Here is an 18,121-nt window from a genome sequence, read left to right on the forward strand (position 1 = left end):
CTTTCAGACAGCGGCCGGGGCGACGCCCAGCGAGGAGAGCAGTGCGCGGCGCACGCGCTGGAATTCGGGCAGGCTCGGGTCGCGTTCGCCGGGCAGGTCCACCGGCACGTCGACCGTGATGCGCCCCTCGTCGAGCACGAGCACCCGGTCGGCGAGGGCGATGGCCTCGTCCACGTCGTGGGTGACCAGCAGCACGGTTGGGCGGCGGCGCCGGATCAGCTCCCGCAGCAGCTCGTGCATCTTGATCCTGGTCAGCGCGTCCAGCGCGCCGAAGGGTTCGTCGGCGAGCAACAGGTCCGGCTCGCCGACCAGCGAGCGGGCCAGCGAAACCCGTTGCTGCTCACCGCCGGAGAGCTGGTTGGGCCACGCCCGTTCCCGCCCGGCGAGACCGACTTCGGCGAGTACCCGCGCCCCGGCGGCCTTGCGCGAACGCGGCTGGCCGTAGAGCACGTTCGCCAGCACCCGCTGCCAGGGCAGCAGGCGGGAGTCCTGGAACACCACCGATGTCTTGGCGGGCACCCGCAGCGTCCCCGACCCGGTCACGTCGTAGTCGAGCCCGGCCAGCGCGCGCAGCAGCGTGCTCTTGCCCGACCCGCTGCGGCCGAGCAGCGCGACGAACTGTCCCGCCGGGATGGTCAGCGTGATGCCGTCGAGAACCGTGCGTTCACCGAAACCGCGAGTGAGTTCGCGGACCTGTACGCCTATCCCGCGATCGTCCGTCGCCACGACAGCACCTTTCGCTCGAGCAGCCGGATGCCCGCATCCGACAGCAGTCCGAACGTGCCGTAGACCGCGAGACCGACCAGGATCACGTCGGCCTGGCCGTAGTTCTGGGCGTTCGACATCATCTTGCCGAGCCCGTCGATGGCATTCACGGATTCGACCACGATCAGCGCCAGCCACGCGCCGGTCACCGAGAGCCGCAGGCCGAGAAAGAATCCCGGCAGGGAGCCCGGCACGACGACCTTCCAGATGAAGGCGGCCCGGGAAACCCCCTGCACCTCCGACAGTTCCACCAGCCGCTGATCGATGGTGGTGAGCGAGGCGTGCGTCTGGATGTACATGGTGACCACCACGCCGAGGGTGATCAGCACGATCTTGAACGATTCGCCGATGCCGAGCCAGAGGATCATCAGCGGGATCAGGCCCAGGCTGGGGATGGCCCGCTTCACCTGGATCGGGCCGTCCACCAGGGACTCCCCGAACCGGGATAGGCCCGCGATCAGGGCCAGCGTCGTGCCGATCAGCACACCGATTCCGAGGCCGATGCCTGCGCGCTGGAGCGAGGCGGCCACGTTCTCCACCAGTGAGCCGTTCACCAGCAGGTCCCAGCCCGTCTCCAGCACGGTCCACGGGGCCGACAGCTTGCGTTCGTCGAGCCAGCCGAAGTGCGCACCGGCCGCCCAGAGGCCGAGCACCACCACCACGCCGAGCATCCGGGCGAACGGCACGGATTTGCGTAGCCCGAGCCTGCGCAACTGCCTGCGTTCGACGAAGCCGTCGGTCCGCGACGGCGGCACCGCTATGGTGCGAGTCAGTGCGATGGTCATGGCGACTCCAGTGTTGTGCGGGCGCTTCGGCGGTTCACCGGGTGTCCTCGGTGCGGTAGGTCGCGGACACCGCCTCGGCGGCGACTCGCTCGAAGCGACGGTCGAACAGCTCGTTCGCGTCGAACGGCTTGCCGAAATACCCGGAGCCGGTGAGCAGGTCGACGGTTTCCTGCTCCCAGGCGATCGCTTTGTCCCAGTTCTCCGGGAAATAGGGCCGCGGTGTCGTATCCAGAATTCGGCGCCCGTCCGCGGCGGAGACTTCCTGATCCTTCACGTAGTAGGACGCGATCCATTCCTCCGGATGCTCCCAGGCCCAGACTTCGCCGCGCGCCCAGAATTCGACGAATTGCCGCACCGCGGCGAGTTTCGCGGAGTCGCGCAGGACGGCGGTCGGCGCCCACAGCACGGTCAGCGCGTCCACCGCGGGCGTGGCCACCGCGGTGGCGCCCTGCGCGCGGTACTTGTCCAGGTATTTGGTCAGCGAGGGCTCGCCGAGCGGCGCGACGTCGATCTGCTTGCCTTGCAGCGCGGTCAGGAACTGCGGGCTGTTCAGTTCGACCAGCTGCACTTCGTTCAGGCCGATGCCCGCGGCACGCAGGGTGCGCAGCACCACCACGCCTTGGGCCTGACCCGGCGAGAAGCCGATCTTCTTGCCGCGCAGCTCCTGGATCGAGTCGACGGCCACGCCGGGGGCGGTGGCCAGCTGATAATTCGGGACGTCACGGACTTTGACGCCGACGATCTTGGCGTCGAGACCGGTCGCGTGGGCATGGATCGGCGGGATGCCCGCGTTCGTCGCGACATCCACCGAGCCGCCGCGGAAGGCTTGGATGACGTCGGGCCCCGCGGAGACGGCGGGCCAGGCCGACACGGTGAACGGCAATTTGCCGATCTCGCCGGAGGATTCCAGCGCGACCCGGGTGGTGCGGACCGACACCGCGAGCGAGGTGCCCGGCGGAACGCTGGTCGGCAGAGCGGCTTTCAGATCGGTGTCGCCGCCCTCATCGGTGGCGCACGATGCGGAGAGCGCGGCGGTGGCCGCGATGACGAGTGCTAATCGTCGAACAGAATTGCGCAAGGTGATTTCCTGGGTCGGATCCGATGTGCTCGGGAATATTTCGTTCCCGGACAACACAGCTGCTGCGATCCGATTTCGGCGATGGTGCGGTTCATTTCTTTCATGAAATAACTCTCCCGAATATCCGCACCGCGCGTCAATATTCGTTCTACTTAAAATAAGTCGGAGTCAAACCGCGGCCTCCAGCGCGCGCAACGGCGTGTGGAACAGATCGTGCAGCACCACCGCGCCTGCGGACATCTCCAGGACCCGTCCCTCGAACGACGAGCCGACCACCAGCTCGGCCGGGTCGGCACAAAGCAGCGAATGCTCCCGCACGGCAGCGAGATACGCCTCCCACACACCGGCGACGCGACGGCCGCGGTCCACAATCACCACCGATTCGGGATCGAGCAGATCGATCAGAGCCGCGACGACCCGGCCCAGCACCCGGGCGCGCTCGAGGAACAGGCCGCGCACGGACGCCCGGTCGGCAGCGGCGGCCACCAGGTCCGGCATCGTCGAGGCCACACCGCAGCGCGTGAGCAGCGCATGATCGGAGTAGTAGTCGTCGAGCGCCGAAACCGGCTGCTGTCCTATGCTTTTCCCCGCGCCGAGGCCGAGCAGCGTCTCGATCGAGCCCGCACCCGACCTCGGTCCGTAGTGCACCTGCCCGTGCACGGCGATGGCCACGTCGATCACGTTCCCGACGAACAGCACCACGGAGCCGGCCGTCGCGCCGGTGCGGCCGAACAGCTGCTCGGCGTGCATCAGCGCTCTGGTGTGACTGTCGAGCTGGGTCGGCAATCCCGTGCGCGCGGCGAGATACTCCCGCACGGGGATGTCGTGCCAGCGCAGGAACGAATGGCCGACGACCGATCCCGCCGCCCGGTCGACCCGGCCGCCGGTCGCGACCCCCAAGCCCACGATCCGCAGCCCGTCCGACTCGTCACGGACCCGGCACACCTCGGCCGCCGCCGTGGCCAGGATGTCGTAGGGGGCGTGCGTGCGATGCGGCACCTTTGTCGTCTGCCGCAGTGTGCCGCCGATATCCACCACCGCGATGGTGGTGTGGGTGGCCGCGATATGCACCGCGATGGCCACGTTGTCGGCGGTGTCCAGCGCCAGCGGACTGTGCGGCCTGCCGATGCCGGAGGCTCCCGCGGTCTCGGGCAGCTCGATGATCAGCCCGGCCTCCAGCAGCGCGCGGGTCTGCCAGGTGACCGTGGCCGGTGAGATGCCCGCGTGTTTCGCGATCGCGCTGCGCGGCGCCGGGCCCAGGTCGAGCAATGCCCGAAGTACCGCTCCCGCGCTGCCGTCCGCCATCGCCGTCACCTCTTCATCGCCGCGCTGCCCAGTCACGGTACGGACGCGGCGCGCGGGTGCGAAGATTTCGGCGCAGTGCGATCCGAACGCAGTGGGGCGCAGGACCTAGACTGAGCGGATGCCGAGTTACAGCTACCGGTGCCGCAGCTGCGGCGACACGTTCGAGGTGACCCGCCCGATGGCGGAGGCGTCGGCGCCCGCGACCTGCCCGACCGGCCACGACGACACGGTCAAGTTGCTGACCACCTTCGCCACCGTCTCCCGGGGCGGCGGGAGCGCGCCCGCGCCGAGTCCCGCCGCGCCCCCGGCCGGCGGCGGCTGCTGCGGTGGCGGCTGCTGCGGATGACCCGGTGCGGCCGGTGCGGTCTCAGTCGCGCCGGTCGACGTGGCCGAGGTCGCGCTCGGGGGCGACCCGGTCGCGCACCCGCTGCTTCAGCACCGCGATGTCGGGGAATCCGCCGTCGGCCTTGCGCTCCCAGATCTGTTCGCCGTCGACGGTGATCCGGTAGATCCCGCCCGAACCCGGGACGAGCGCGACTTCGTCCAGGTCGGTGGCGAACGTGCTGAGCAGTTCCTGCGCCATCCAGCTCGCCCGCAGCAGCCAGCGGCATTGGGTGCAGTACTCGATCGCGACGCGTGCCATGCCCGTCGACGCTACCGGTCAGGCGTCGTGCGTGCCGTCCAGGTACACCCAGGCGCCGTCGGACCGGGCGAACCTGCTGACCTCGCGCAGTGCGCCGCGGCCGTCCGCGTCCCGGTAGTGCGCGACGAACTCCACCGTGCCGGTCTCGTCGAACAGTCCACCCCGGTCGGTCCGGATGATCTCCAGGAACAGCCAGCGCTGCGCCGGATCGAGGGTCAACTCGCGCGGGCGGGTGCGCGGGTGCCAAGAACGCAGCAGATAGTCGACGTCGCCCACGGCGAACGCGGTGTAGCGCGACCGCATCAGCGCTTCGGCGGTCGCGGCGGGACGCTCGCCGCGCAGCACCGGGCCACAGCACTCGTCGTACGCGTCACCGCGCCCGCACGGGCACCGTCGTGCTCCGCTCACGCTGTCTCCTCTCCGGCACGAGCGCGACCCGTCGTGGCCGTGCTGTGCGACCACCTCCGGTGGGAGCCGGTCATGCCATCTCCCGTCCGTGCTCGGCCGGGTCCATCATGATCGCCGTGTCGCGCCGCCTCGGGCAAACCTGAGAGCCGCACGCGGGACCGCCCTGGTCGACCCTCGTCGCACACCCGCAACCAGGTGCGCGACTGCCGAGCGTCAACGGTGCGCCTCGACCGCCGCCAGGTCCGCGGCCAAGGCGACCGTCTGCTCCCGCCAGCGCCGCAGATCGGTGACGCTCGGCGCGAGTTCGTAGTCGTGGTGGTGGGCGGCGCGCGAGAGGGCGGCCCAGAGCACCGCCACGCGCGCCGCCACGTCCGGCCCCGCGAAGGCGCGCAGCGCGATCAGCTGCGCTCGCATCGGGCAGCGGATCAGCGCGGGCGCCAGCCGCAGCCACAGGTCGTCCACGGCCTGTTCCAGGGCGATTCGCAGAATCCAGGCGGTCGCCCGCGACCACAGTCCGCCCGCGTCGGTCACCGATCCGCCGAGCAGCAGATCGACGGTCTCCAGCCGCTCGGCGACCGACGGCCGATTCGCCCGTGACCGGTGCGCGCCGTTCTTCCGCCGCTGCCCGTGCCGGGAACCGCGCCCGCCCTCCGCGGGCCCGCGGCGCGCGCCGACCGGCCGACGCCGCCCGCTCATCGGCGCTTCACCGAGCCAGCCACGCGATGAACTTCTCCGTCTCACCGATCAGCTCGCGCATGTCACGTCCGATCGGCACGTGCGCGCCCGCCGTGGCGTCGCGCAGGGCGTCCACCACCCACCGTCCTTCCCGCGCGATGAGGTTCTTGTTCAGGTCGTCGACCTTGCTGCCGACCCCGAACACCGCCAGCGCCACCTTCGCCCTGGTGGAGTGCGCGGCGTCGATGTGGCGTTCCACCTCGTTGTGGTTCATGCCCTCGGCCAGCAGGGTGCGCCGCGCCCTGGCCAGACTGGCCGCCTCCACCGCCGAGCGGCAGCACGTGGCCACCAGTTCGTCCGCGATCGCCGCGGGCAACTGCGGGGTGCGCACCAAGGCGCGTGCGTCGTCCAGATAGCGGCGGATCGGGTCGCTGGACACCCGCACCTCGACCACCGAGCGGTCGCGGCGCTGCACCTCGAGCACGGTGGCGTCGAGCTGCATCCGCCGCACCGCCTCGGCGAGGCGCTCGTCATGGGTGAACACCACCACCTGACGGCTCCAGGCGACCGTAGCCAGCACTTGCGCCAGGCCGTCCACCTTGGCCGGGTCCATCGCCTGCACCGGGTCGTCGATCATGACGAAGCGGAACGGGCTCTCCTCCACCGTCGCTCGCGGCAGGAACAGCGACAGACCGAGCGCGTGCAACTCGCCTTGGCTCATCACACCCAACGCGGCGCCGTCCACCTCGTCGACGGTCACGTCCAGCAGGACGCGGCGCGCGGTGCCCGCGTTGCCCTGCAAGCGGATCGCGCCCAATTCGACGTTGCTCTGCTGCCGCAGCGTGCGCCAGACCCAGCGGGCCGTCGTTTCCAGCGGCGTCATTCGTTCACCGCGCAGCCCCGCGGTGGCCGACTTAAGCCAATCCTCGGCCTTCTTCACTGTGCGCAGTTCCGCCGCGTGCGCGGCCACTTCGCGCGCGCCGTCCAGCCAGGCCACGATCCGCGGCACCAGCGGCGTCCACACCTCGTCCAAGCGGTCGAGTTCCTTGCGGGTGCCCTTCTGCAGCAGGTCGAGTTCGTCGACCAGCCGCGCATGCGCGACGCGCAGACGTTCGGGCAGGTCAGTGGTGTATTCGGTGGTAGTGAGCGCGGCCCAGTCGGCCCAGGCCCCGCGCACCGCCGTGGTGTCCACCGACGGAGGATTGCGCGGATCGAAATCCAGTTCGGCGGGAACGAGATCGGGAAGCGCCCGCGCGGCCCGCACGGCGTTGCCGAGCTCGATGCGGGCGGTGGTGAGCGCGTCCACCCGGGCGGCCAGCTGCTCGATGGCCGCATCGGTCTCGCGTACCCACGCCTCGTCGAGTGCGCCGCGGCCGCACACCGGGCACGGGCAGGCTCCACTCGCCGCCTGGTGCTCGCGCGCTTTGCGCAGCAGGTCGAGCAGGCGCAGATCGGCTTCGGCGTCGGCGGTGGCGCCCTGCGCGAGAGCCGCGCCGCACGCCTCCAGCCGGGACGCCACGGCTTCCACTTCGGCGTCGTCGGGCAGTGCGAGCCGCACGATCGCGCGCAGGCCGTCCGGTCCGGCCGGGTCGTCCACCGCACCCAGCACCTCGCGGCCCACGGCCGCCAGATCCGGCTGGGCGGGGCGCAGCAGCCCGGCCACCCGGACCGCGCGGTCGTCGGCGACCGACGCGAGCAGCTCCAGCAGTTCCAGCCGTTCCTGACGCGAATCTCGCACGGCGCGTTCCAGTTGCAGCCGGCGCATCCGGATCCGCTCCTGCGCCAGGGTGAGCTCGTCGAGCCCGAGCAGTTGGTGCAGCGCGTCGAACAGGTCGCTCGGCTTCCCGTCCACCAGCGCACCGAGCTCGCTGTAGGAAAGGAACGGGCGGTAGAGCTCGAGCTGCGCCGCCCAGCGGTCGGTGTCGAAAATACTCGGCGGCGCGGGCGGATACCGCTGGGTCCAGTGCGCGTCCGACAGATCCGCGTCGGGCGCCCATTCCTTGGTGATGGTCAGCCGGGGGGCGTCGCCCGCCGTGAGCAGTTCCAGCTCGATGCGGGCGGCCGTGCCGTCGTGCAGGTTGCGCCAGCCTTCCCGCCAGGCCGCCGATCGGCCGTCCCAGCGGCGATTGCCGCCGGTCAGGGCCAATTCGGCGGCCTCGGCGAAGCTGGATTTGCCGCTGCCGTTGCGACCGACCACGAGCGTGAGACCCGGACCGGGCGGCAGTTGCAGCGTCGTCTCCGGACCGATGCCGCGGAAACCGCACACCCGGATGGCGCTGAGGAAGATCCCGGAGTGATCGAACATCGTTGTCGCGTCATCTGATTCGGCTGCGCCGAGGGCGCGCAGCACGGTCCGCGTGACCGAGGGCGTCACCGCCGGGTCCTCGGCGAGGCGCCGGGTCACCACCTCCGAGAGCCGGGGCGTGGCGTCCGCGGATCCGGCGGCCTGGACAGCGTCGGGATCCAGGCGCATGCGAAAAATCCCCTCCACCATCGAGCCGCACACTCCTCCGACCCCGTGCGCGGCGCCTTGTCGAAGCTGGGCGAAACGCTACCCGATCGCGTTCGAATCGCACACCGCGCCCATGCGAATCTGCCCGCGGGGATGGAAATATGGTCATCGAAGCGCCTGCGCCGCGTCTCGATGTCCACCCCTCGCGCCAACCCCGGCGGGCAGCTCGATGGTGTCGACACCCGTTCTGGGTGGCTCGGTCGAGCCGAACAGGACAGAATGCCAGAGCGCCCCGATCGGCGCAAGATCGTCCGATCGGCGAATATGACGCAGGGGCAAGCGGTTCCGTTCCCGGCGCGGTACCGGCGACGGTAGTTGTCGGTGCGCTGGGGTAGAAATCCGGTCAACCGAGCAACGAAGGAAGCGATGAGGCACCACCGAGCCGGAGCCGCGCGATGACGACGCCGTGGACCGAAGACCAGGTCACGGCGTTGGCGCCGGACGCGAGCTCGCTGTCGGCGGCACGCAAGCTGGTGAACCGCTGGCAGGAGAGCGGGCAACACGGCGCGGCGCTGTGGGGCCGGTGCCAGGGCAGCGGGGCTACGCCGTACCAGACGATCGTCGACCTGTCCGGTCCCGCGTACCGGTGTTCCTGCCCGAGCCGCAAGTTCCCCTGCAAGCACGCGCTGTCGCTGTTGCTGCGCTGGGCCGCGGGCGAGGTCGCCGTGGCCGCGGAGACGGCGGACTACGCGGCGTCGTGGATCGGCGGACGTGCGGCGCGCGCCGCGACCGCCGACCGCACCCGCACCGCGAACCCGGCCACCGCCGAACAGCGCCGGGTACGAGTGACGGCGGGGCTGGAGGAACTCGACGTCTGGCTCGGCGATCAGGTGCGCACCGGGCTCGCGCAGGCCGATCGGTCCTACCGCGCCTTCGAGGCCGTCGCCGCCAGGATGGTCGACGCGCAGGCCCCGGGGCTCGCCTCCGCCTTGCGCAGGCTCCCGGCAGCCGTGGCCACCAGAACCGACTGGCCCGACGTGGTGCTGCGGGAGTACGCGCGGATGCACCTGCTGATCGCCGCGCACCGGCAGCTCGACGCGGTACCGCCCGCACTGCGCGCCAGCATCCGAACGCACGTCGGATACCCCAGCCCGGCCGAGACGGTGCGCGCCGAAGCTCCGGTCCGGGACCGATGGATGGTGTTCGGCCTGCGGATCACCGAGGAAGAACGCCTCTACACCCGGCGAGCCTGGCTGTACGGGCGGGAAACCGGGCGCTGGGCGCTGGTGGTCGATCATTCCTTCGGTTCCCCCGGCTTCCCGGCCGACGTTCCCGCACTCGGGCAACTGGCCGACGCCGAGCTGCATTTCTATCCGGGCGCCGCACCGCTGCGAGCACTGTGGGGTGAACGGCACGGCGTCGCCGAACCCTTCACCACACTGCCCGCCGAAACCGGCCGGGCCGCCACGATTGCCGCCGCGCTGGCCGCGCACGCGACCGCGCTGGGCGCCGATCCGTGGCTGCGTTCATGGCCGATGCTGTTGGCCCACGTGGTGCCCACGCGGACCGAACAGGGTTGGTACGTCACCGAATCCGACGGCACGGCGCTGCCGATCCGGCCGGGCGAACAGCCGTGGACGCTGATGGCCGTCTCCGGCGGTCACCCCGTGACCGTGATCGGCGAGTGGAGCCCAGACGGGTTGGCGCCGATCTCGGTGTTCACCGCGGGCGAGGTGACCGACCTGACGCCGACCGACACCTTCGGCCGCGACGTGCCCCGTTCGCCCGCTGGGTCGTCCGCGAGCGCGGACCTCACCTCCGTCGCGCTGCTGGGCACCGCGCGCCGGGCCCCGGATCTCTCCGCGCTGGCGCACCCGATCGCGCGCGCCGCCGAGCGATTGCCGAGCGACCCCGCGTTGCGGCTGCTCGAATCCGCCGCGCTGCACGACCTTTTCCGCCGAGGCGGGGTCGCGCCCGCCACCGCGGCGACGCCGGAACCAGCGGCGGACGATCCGCGCCCGATGCTGCCGCGCCCGGCCGCGGCACGCCTGGCACGCATGCTGCGGGAGCGTTCGGCATTCCTTCCCGAATGGTTCGACGCGGCAGCGCCGCACGACTATCGGGCCCCGGACGCGCTCTGCGAACAACTGCTCGAGCACGCGAAGATCAACGCCACCTTGCGGGAGCCGCTGCTGCGCTTGGCGGGCACTCGGGGCAGCTGGCTGGCGGCCCGGCATCCGGACTGGCGCGACCTGGTACGGCAGCCGTCGCCCGGATCCGAACGCTCCGCCGACACCTGGCTGTTCGGCCGGCCCGCCGAGCGGCGCGACTGGCTGGCCGCCCTCCGGCACGACGACGCGGAGGCGGCCAGGACGACGCTCACCGCGGCGTGGCCGAAGGAGACCGGGCCGCTGAAGGCCGAACTGCTGGCCCTGCTCGCCGACGGACTCGGGCCGGACGACGAGCCCCTGCTGGAAACGGCGTTGGACGACCGGCGGGCGGACGTGCGCCGCACCGCCGCCGGACTGCTCGCGCTGCTCCCGGAATCGGCCTTCAGCCTGCGCATGCGCGGCCGGGCGAGCGCGTGGCTGCGCGCCGAGCACCGCATGCTGCACACGCAGGTTGTTCTCGCCCTTCCGGATACGCTCGACGCCGCCGCGCAGCGCGACGGAATCACCGATCGCACGTCCGAATTCGCCTACCGCTGGAACGGCGCGCCCGACGTGTCAGCGGCGCGGCTGCGGCAGGTGGTCGCCGCGACCGCGCTGACGCACTGGACCGGTGTGCTCGGCACCCCGCAGCAGGCGGTCCGCGCCACCATCGAGGACCGGTTCCGCCAGCCGGTCTTCGACGGCTGGGTGGACGCCGCACTGGCCCAGCGCGATTCGGCTTGGGCGCGGGCGCTGTTCGAAGCCGGTGTCCCCACCGACCTGGCGATGTTGCGCAGGCGCGAGCTGTTCGCGCTGCTGCCGCTATCGGACCGGACCGCTCACCTGGTGCGGCTGGACGGCTCCTGGCTCTCGGAGATCGAGGCGCTGCTGCCCGCGATGGGCCATCCGTGGCCGGAGGCGCTCGCCCAGCACGTCGTCCTGCTGCTCTTCGAACGGGCGCGGGCGGCGGCGCGGCGGCCCGAGGCGCACGGCGCGTCGCCGAACGCGCACCGGTCGCTGCTCGCCACGGCCGCCGTCCACCTCCCGATCACCGCCGCGGGCAATCTGTCTGCGGTGGCCCGCCGATGCGACGATCCCGCCTGGGAGCGCGCCTTCGACCAGCTCGCCCACGACCTCAACCACCGCTCGATGATGCTCGAGGAGTTGCAGTGACGACCACCGACCCCACCCCGGCCCTGCTGCGCCCGCACGCCGAGCAGGCGTACGCCGACGAACTGCGCGCCCTCGCCGCCGCCGACGACCGGACCCGTCCGCCCTCGTGGCGGTTGTCGCCCTGGGCGGTGGTCACCTATCTGCTCGGCGGCACCCTCGGCGACGGCACCGTGATCACCCCGAAGTACGTCGGCCCGCGCAGGCTGATGGAAGTGGCGGTCGCGACGCTGGCCACCGACCGGGCGCTGCTGCTGCTCGGCGTGCCCGGCACCGCCAAAACCTGGGTCTCGGAACACCTTTCCGCCGCCATCAGCGGCGCCTCGACGCTGCTGGTGCAGGGCACCTCGGGCACCGCCGAGGAGGCGATCCGCTACGGCTGGAACTACGCTCGGCTCCTCGCGGAGGGACCGAGCGACGCCGCGCTGGTGCCGTCGCCGGTGCTCACCGCCATGCGGACAGGTTCCATCGCCCGGATCGAAGAACTCACCCGCATCCCTTCGGACGTGCAGGACGCCCTGATCACCATCCTGTCCGAGAAGACCCTGCCGGTGCCCGAACTCGGCCGCGAGGTCCAGGCGGCCAAGGGCTTCAACGTCATCGCCACCGCGAACGACCGCGACCGCGGGGTGAACGAACTGTCCTCCGCGTTGCGCCGCCGCTTCAACACGGTGGTGCTGCCGCTGCCCGCGAGCGAGGACGAGGAGGTCGCCATCGTCAGCAGGCGGGTCGAGCAGCTCGGCTCCGCACTGGAACTGCCCACCGTGCCCGCGGCGGCCGAGGAGGTGCGGCGAGTGGTGCGGGTCTTCCGCGAGCTGCGTTCGGGCAGCACCGCCGACGGCCGCACCAAGCTCAAGTCACCGTCCGGGACGCTGTCCACGGCCGAGGCGATCTCGGTGATCACCAACGGCATCGCACTCTCGGCGCACTTCGGCGACGGCGTGCTGCGCGCCTCGGACATCGCGGGCGCGGTGCTCGGCTCGGTGATCAAGGACCCGGTGGCCGACGCGGTGGTGTGGACCGAGTACCTGGAGGCCGTGGTCCGCGAGCGGCCCGACTGGGCGGATTTCTACCGCGCCTGCCGGGAGGTCACCGGGTGACCTCTCCCGCCGAATCCGCTCCGGTGACCAGGGTTTTCGGCATCCGCCACCATGGTCCCGGGTCGGCGCGCTCGCTGCGGCTGGCGCTGGCGGCGTTCCGGCCCGACCTGATCCTCATCGAGGGGCCCTCGGACGCCGATCCCCTGGTGGGCTACGTCGCGGCCGAGGGGATGACGCCGCCGGTCGCGCTGCTGGCCTATGTTCCCGACGCACCCGCCAAAGCCGCGTTCTGGCCGTACGCGGTGTTCTCCCCCGAGTGGCAAGCATTGCGATACGCCGTGGACAACGACGTGCCCGTGCGATTCTGCGACCTGCCCGCGTCGGCAGTGCTCGCCACCGAGGACGAACCCGGCGACCGCTTCGATCCCCTCGCCGCGCTCGCCGAGGCGGGCGGCTACGACGACGCCGAACGCTGGTGGGACGCCGTCGTCGAATCCGTGCCCGACGCCGACGCGTTCGACCCGATCACCGAGGCGATGGGCGTGCTGCGCGAATCCGCCGAACACACCGCGCGGCAAGGCGACGTGACGCCGGACAGCGGCTCATCGGACGCGAACGACCACTCGCCGCATCACGCACCCGCGGATGCGGCTGATGACCGGTCGCAGGCCGCCGACGCGGGGCGCGGTCGATCCGCGACCACCCCACCATCGCAGGGACCATCTGCGGATGAGCCCTCGCCGGAGTTCGATTCGGTCGCTGAGGCGGTCGCCGAATCCCCTCTGCGCGAATCACCATCCGAGCCCCTCGTGGTCGATGCCCACACGCTGCGGCGCGAAGCCCATATGCGCCAGACCATGCGCAAAGCTCTGAAGGACGGAGCGACACGGTTGGCGGTGGTGTGCGGTGCGTGGCATGCGCCCGCGCTCAGCGGCGCGCTCGGGCCCGCCGCGCCCGACGCCCGGTTGCTCAAAGGGCTGCCGAAGACCAAAGCCCGGCTCACCTGGGTGCCGTGGACACATTCACGGTTGTCCACGACCTCCGGCTACGGCGCGGGTGTCACCTCGCCGGGGTGGTACCACCACCTGTTCACCGAGACCGAACGACCGATCGCCCGCTGGCTGACCAAGGTCGCCGGTGTGCTGCGCGCCCACGACCTGCCCGTCTCCAGCGCGCACGTCATCGAGGCCGTCCGGCTCGCCGACACACTCGCCGCGCTGCGCGACCGCCCGCTCGCCGGGTTGTCGGAGGTCACCGAGGCCACACGGTCGGTGCTGTGCGGCGGGGACGAGACGATGCTGCGGTTGGTGATCGGCGAACTCGTCGTCGGCGAGGCGCTCGGCGCCGTTCCCGAGCAGACGCCGACCGTGCCGCTGGACGCGGACCTGCGCGCCACCATCCGGTCGCTCCGGATGAAGCAGGAGCCCTCGGCCCGCACCGTCGACCTGGATCTGCGCAAGGAACGCGAGGTCGAGCGGTCGCGCCTGCTGCACCGGCTGCGGGTGCTGGGAATCGACTGGGGCACGCTCACCACCAGCGAGGTGCGCAGCACCGGCACCTTCCGGGAAACCTGGACGCTGCGGTGGCATCCCGAGTACGCGATCTCGATCATCGAGGCCTCGCGCTGGGGCACCACCATCCGCACCGCGGCGGAGGCGAAGATCCTCGACACCGCGGGCCGCGCCGACCGCTCCGTCGGTGACCTCACCGCCGCGCTGGAAGTCGCGCTGCTCGCCGACCTCGGCGGGGCCACCGACGGATTGATCGCCAGGCTGGAGTCCACCGCCGCGCTGGACCACGATGTCACCCACCTGCTCGCCGCGCTGCCCGGCCTGATCCGCACACTGCGCTACGGCGACGTGCGCGGCACCGACACCAAAGCGCTGGCCCACGTCGCCGATGGCCTGCTGGTGCGCATCTGCGCGGGCCTGTCCGCCGCGGTCACCGGATTGGACACCGACGCCGCCACCGAACTGCGCGGCCTGCTGGACGCGGCGCACACCGCGATACACACCAGGGACGACGGCTGGGCCACCGGCGAGTGGCTGGCCGCCTTGCGTCGCGTCGCCGATCGCGACGACGTGCACGGCGCGCTCGTCGGGCGTGCGGTTCGCCTGCTCGCCGACGCGGGCCGCATCGATGACCCCGAATCCGCGCGCAGACTGTCCGCGGCCCTGTCGGTCGGCGCGACCGCCGCGGCGAAGGCGGCGTGGATCGACGGATTCCTCGGCGGTCGTGGCCTGCTGCTGGTCCACGATCGAGAGTTGTTGCGGCTCATCGACGATTGGTTACGCGGGCTCGGGGACGACACGTTCGTCGAGACGTTGCCGCTGCTGCGCCGGACCTTCGGCGCGTTCGAATCGGGTGAGCGCCGCGCGATCGGACAAGCCGTCCGCGACGGTGGGTCCGTGGCCGCCGAGGCGGCCGTCGCGGGCATCGACGCGGACCGAGCCGCAGCCGCGGTGCGCACCGCAGCGGAGATATTGGGGGTCACGGTATGAGCGATCGGGCGGCAGGGCGAGGACACGGCATGAGCGACGAAGCACACTCCCGGCGTTGGCGATTGGTGCTCGGCGCGGCGGCGGAGGAGGGGCTCGGCGGGCTGGGTTCCGGCGCGGACGCGGCCATGGACCGTGCGCTGTCGGCGCTGTACAACACCGATGACGAGACCTCGCCCGGCAAGCGCACCGGTGGTTTGCAGGGTTCCGCACCGCGCGTGGCCCGCTGGCTCGGCGACATTCGCAGCTACTTCCCCGCGACGGTCGTCGAGGTCATGCAGCGCGACGCCGTGGAGCGACTCGATCTCACGCAGTTGCTGCTGGAGCCGGAACTGCTCGAAGCGGTGGAGCCGGACGTGCACCTGGTCGGCACGTTGCTGAGCCTGAACCGGGTGATGCCCGAGACCACCAAGGCGACCGCGCGCATGGTGGTGGAGAAGGTGGTGCGGGAGGTCGAGCAGCGCGTCGCGGCGCACACGGTCACCGCGGTCTCCGGTGCGCTGAACCGCGCCGCTCGCGTCAGCCGGCCGAAATTGCGCGATATCGACTGGGACCGCACTATTCGCAAGAACCTCGCCACCTACCTGCCCGAGCATCGCACCGTGGTACCCGAACGGCTGGTCGGCTACGGCCGCAAGGCCCAGGCGGTGCGGCGCGACGTGGTGCTGGCCATCGACCAGTCCGGCTCGATGGCCGCCAGTGTGGTGTACGCGTCGGTGTTCGGCGCGGTGCTGGCCTCGATGCGGTCGCTGCGCACCTCGCTGGTGGTCTTCGACACCGAGATCGTCGACCTCACCGACAAACTCGACGATCCGGTGGACGTGCTGTTCGGCACGCAGCTCGGCGGCGGCACCGATATCAATCGGGCGCTCGCCTACTGCGGATCCCTGATCACCCGCCCGGCCGACACGTTGTTCGTCCTGATCTCCGACCTCTACGAGGGCGGTATCCGCGACGAGATGCTGCGCCGAGTCCGCTCGATGCAGGAGTCCGGCGTGCAGGTCGTCGTGCTGCTCGCCCTCTCCGACGACGGCGCCCCCGCCTTCGACCACGACAACGCCGCGGCCCTCGGCGCACTGGGCATCCCGGCCTTCGCCTGCACGCCGGACAAATTCCCGGACTTGCTGGCAGTGGCGCTCGACCGAGGCGACGTCCAGTCCTGGTCGCACGCCAACGCGGCGCATCACTAGATCGGCGCCATACGCGACTCTCCTGGCAGATCCCGCCTTGGTTGACGTTGTCAACCCAGGCGGTTACCGTCGGTTGACAACGTCAACCCAGACAGGAGATCGGACATGTCGATCCGTCTGCTCAGCGCGGTCATCGGGCTGCTCGGGGCCGTGCTCGGCCCGCAGGAGTTGCGGCAACCGCCCTCGGCACCGCCCGCGTACACCGAGCCCCACCCCACGCTCGCCGCGAACGGCTATGTGAGCCACACCGAATCGATCGTCATCGACGTCGCCAGGAGCGACTATCTTCGCTGGGTCAACGATCCGGAACTACACCTCGGCGATTTGATCCAGAGCGACGACGATGCCACCCGGGTGGTGCGGACCGACATCCTCATCGGCGCGTGGGACGCCGGCACCGATCGCACGGGAGATCGGCGCCGGGTGCAGTTCGCGAGCGGGCACTACCTGGTCGAGGAGGTGCTCGACGACACGAGCGACACGTTCCGCTACATGGTATGGGGCTTCACCGAGCCGCAGCAGCGCTACGCGGTCGACCACGCGGTCGCGGCGTTCACCTTCCGTGACCACGACGGCAGGACCGAAGTGTCCTGGACGTACTCGTTCCAACCGACCGCTGCGCCATTGCGTCCCCTGGTGTCGACCTTCGTCGGCCGCGCCATGCCCGCGCTCATGCGGGAAACCCTCGCGGCGATGAAGAGCGGCGCGGAAGCAGCGACCGGCTCGCCCAGAACCGGTCAGCCGGAGTGACCGGCGGCGATCTCCTGCACCAGGGCGACGATCTGAACGACGAGCGACAGCAGGGTGTTCAGGACGGTCAGCGGTTCCATGGCAACTCCTTGTCCGGGCGGGCGAACAGGACGGCAGTGCGATCGTAGGCGCAATCGAGCACTTTTCGAGTCATCGCCCTGGGGCGTGTACGACCGGCTACGGCCTGATCGAAACGGGTTTCGGCGGAACGGGACCCATCACGCCCCATGCGGTGGCCGCTGCGGGCACCACGAAGGGATGCAGAGCGGCGGCCACTGCCAGCAATACGACAGCGACGAGCGCGTCCAGCCAGTAGTGATTGGCAGTGCCCACGACGACGAGCGTGGTGAGCGCCGGATGAGCCAGGGCGAGCCAGCGCCACGGCGTGCGAGTCGCGGCGACCACGGCGACACCGAGCAGCAACGCCCAGCCGACGTGCAGCGATGGCATAGCCGCGAACTGATTGGAAAGGCCGCCGGAATCGGTCTCCCCGTAGACGGATTGGCCGTACAGCGCGGCCAGATCGACGAAACCACGATCGGGCAGCATGCGCGGCGGCGCGAGCGGGACCAGCATGTGCACCAGGAGCGCGGCTCCGGTCAGCGCCGCCATGAGGTTCCTGGTCCAGCGATAGTGCTCGGGCCGGAACATCCACAGCCACAGCAGAACCCCGACGGCCACCGTGAAATGCGCGCCTGCGTAATAGAAATTGGCCGGTACCGCGAGGAAGTCGCGGTGCAGGAACAACGCCTGGACCTGCTGCTCGTCCGGCAGACCGAGCCGCCGCTCGAGGCCGAGCAGCCCGTGCGCGTTGACCATGGCGCGCCCGGTGTGGTCGGCGGTGACCAGCCGCCCCGCGCGATAGCCGAGGTAGAGCACGGTGATCAGGAGCAGTTGCCCGAGCGCCTCGCCGCCGCGACCGCGCACCGCCGCCCGCACCCGTTCGACGACTCCGCCCGGTGCGAACCCGAGTCCGGCGCTCGGACCCACGAAGTCCACAGCGACCATCGCGCGGCCTCCTTCCCCGTTGAACCAGGCCGTTACCGAAAGTTAAGTGGAGTGATAGCCTCCGTTTAAAGTAGCACTACGGACCGGACAACTTCAGCAGGATGTGACGGGACAGACACCGGCGCGCCGGTAGCCGAGTTCGCTTACAGCACAAGCGAATTCGCGATCTGTGCTGCCTCTGCCCGGGCAGCGTCTCCCGCTCGG

15 protein-coding genes are annotated in these 18,121 nt (G+C 70.9%); 6 read left to right on the top strand and 9 right to left on the bottom strand.

What is annotated here, in order from left to right; genetic code table 11:
- Positions 1-3 precede the first annotated feature (3 nt).
- The 4 genes from IU450_RS14810 to IU450_RS14825 form a co-directional block, all read right to left on the bottom strand.
- Positions 4-726, bottom strand: coding sequence for an ABC transporter ATP-binding protein (locus tag IU450_RS14810; protein WP_195150358.1), 723 nt, complete (start codon positions 724-726; stop codon positions 4-6).
- Positions 702-1,550, bottom strand: coding sequence for an ABC transporter permease (locus IU450_RS14815; RefSeq protein ID WP_195150359.1), 849 nt, complete (start codon positions 1,548-1,550; stop codon positions 702-704). Before IU450_RS14815 ends, IU450_RS14810 begins: the two co-directional genes overlap by 25 nt.
- Before the next feature lie 34 nt (positions 1,551-1,584).
- Complete coding sequence (locus IU450_RS14820) at positions 1,585-2,628, bottom strand: ABC transporter substrate-binding protein (protein ID WP_228834548.1); 1,044 nt, start codon at positions 2,626-2,628, stop codon at positions 1,585-1,587.
- Positions 2,629-2,796: 168 nt separating this feature from the next.
- Entirely contained in the window at positions 2,797-3,933 is a 1,137-nt protein-coding gene (locus IU450_RS14825) for an ROK family transcriptional regulator (RefSeq protein ID WP_195150360.1), read from the bottom strand.
- 118 nt (positions 3,934-4,051) lie between these two features.
- Between IU450_RS14825 and IU450_RS14830 the strand changes: the two genes are divergently transcribed.
- Positions 4,052-4,279 (top strand): FmdB family zinc ribbon protein, encoded by a 228-nt coding sequence (locus IU450_RS14830; protein ID WP_195150361.1) that lies wholly within the window; start codon positions 4,052-4,054, stop codon positions 4,277-4,279.
- 21 nt (positions 4,280-4,300) lie between these two features.
- On the opposite strand, the gene IU450_RS14835 is transcribed toward IU450_RS14830, so the two are convergent.
- The 4 genes from IU450_RS14835 to IU450_RS14850 form a co-directional block, all read right to left on the bottom strand.
- Positions 4,301-4,576, bottom strand: a complete 276-nt coding sequence (locus IU450_RS14835; protein WP_043696962.1) for a SelT/SelW/SelH family protein — start codon at positions 4,574-4,576, stop codon at positions 4,301-4,303.
- A gap of 18 nt (positions 4,577-4,594) precedes the next feature.
- Entirely contained in the window at positions 4,595-4,984 is a 390-nt protein-coding gene (locus tag IU450_RS14840; protein ID WP_195150362.1) for a YchJ family protein, read from the bottom strand.
- Positions 4,985-5,197: 213 nt separating this feature from the next.
- Positions 5,198-5,680 (bottom strand): hypothetical protein, encoded by a 483-nt coding sequence (locus tag IU450_RS14845; RefSeq protein WP_195150363.1) that lies wholly within the window; start codon positions 5,678-5,680, stop codon positions 5,198-5,200.
- Positions 5,681-5,687: 7 nt separating this feature from the next.
- Positions 5,688-8,132, bottom strand: a complete 2,445-nt coding sequence (locus IU450_RS14850) for an AAA family ATPase (protein ID WP_228834549.1) — start codon at positions 8,130-8,132, stop codon at positions 5,688-5,690.
- A gap of 434 nt (positions 8,133-8,566) precedes the next feature.
- Here IU450_RS14850 and IU450_RS14855 point away from each other — a divergent pair, with 434 nt between their 5' ends.
- The 5 genes from IU450_RS14855 (at position 8,567) to IU450_RS14875 (ending at position 16,909) form a co-directional block, all read left to right on the top strand.
- Entirely contained in the window at positions 8,567-11,434 is a 2,868-nt protein-coding gene (locus IU450_RS14855) for an SWIM zinc finger family protein (protein ID WP_195150365.1), read from the top strand.
- Positions 11,431-12,531: an ATP-binding protein gene (locus IU450_RS14860; RefSeq protein WP_195150366.1), complete on the top strand. Its 1,101-nt coding sequence runs from the start codon at positions 11,431-11,433 to the stop codon at positions 12,529-12,531. The genes IU450_RS14855 and IU450_RS14860 overlap by 4 nt, the downstream gene beginning before the upstream one ends.
- A complete protein-coding gene (locus IU450_RS14865; RefSeq protein ID WP_195150367.1) occupies positions 12,528-14,972 on the top strand; it encodes a DUF5682 family protein in 2,445 nt (814 codons plus the stop codon). Before IU450_RS14860 ends, IU450_RS14865 begins: the two co-directional genes overlap by 4 nt.
- A 29-nt stretch (positions 14,973-15,001) precedes the next feature.
- Positions 15,002-16,159 carry a VWA domain-containing protein gene (locus IU450_RS14870; protein WP_195150368.1) on the top strand — a complete coding sequence of 386 codons (1,158 nt, stop codon included), beginning with the start codon at positions 15,002-15,004 and terminating at the stop codon, positions 16,157-16,159.
- 105 nt (positions 16,160-16,264) lie between these two features.
- On the top strand, positions 16,265-16,909 hold the full coding sequence (locus IU450_RS14875) for an SRPBCC family protein (protein WP_195150369.1): 645 nt from the start codon (positions 16,265-16,267) through the stop codon (positions 16,907-16,909).
- A gap of 177 nt (positions 16,910-17,086) precedes the next feature.
- Here IU450_RS14875 and IU450_RS14880 read toward each other — a convergent pair whose 3' ends face one another.
- A complete protein-coding gene (locus IU450_RS14880) occupies positions 17,087-17,917 on the bottom strand; it encodes a phosphatase PAP2 family protein (RefSeq protein ID WP_195150370.1) in 831 nt (276 codons plus the stop codon).
- Between the last annotated feature and the right edge of the window lie 204 nt (positions 17,918-18,121).

Source organism: Nocardia abscessus, assembly GCF_015477775.1.
Lineage (GTDB): Bacteria > Actinomycetota > Actinomycetes > Mycobacteriales > Mycobacteriaceae > Nocardia > Nocardia abscessus_A.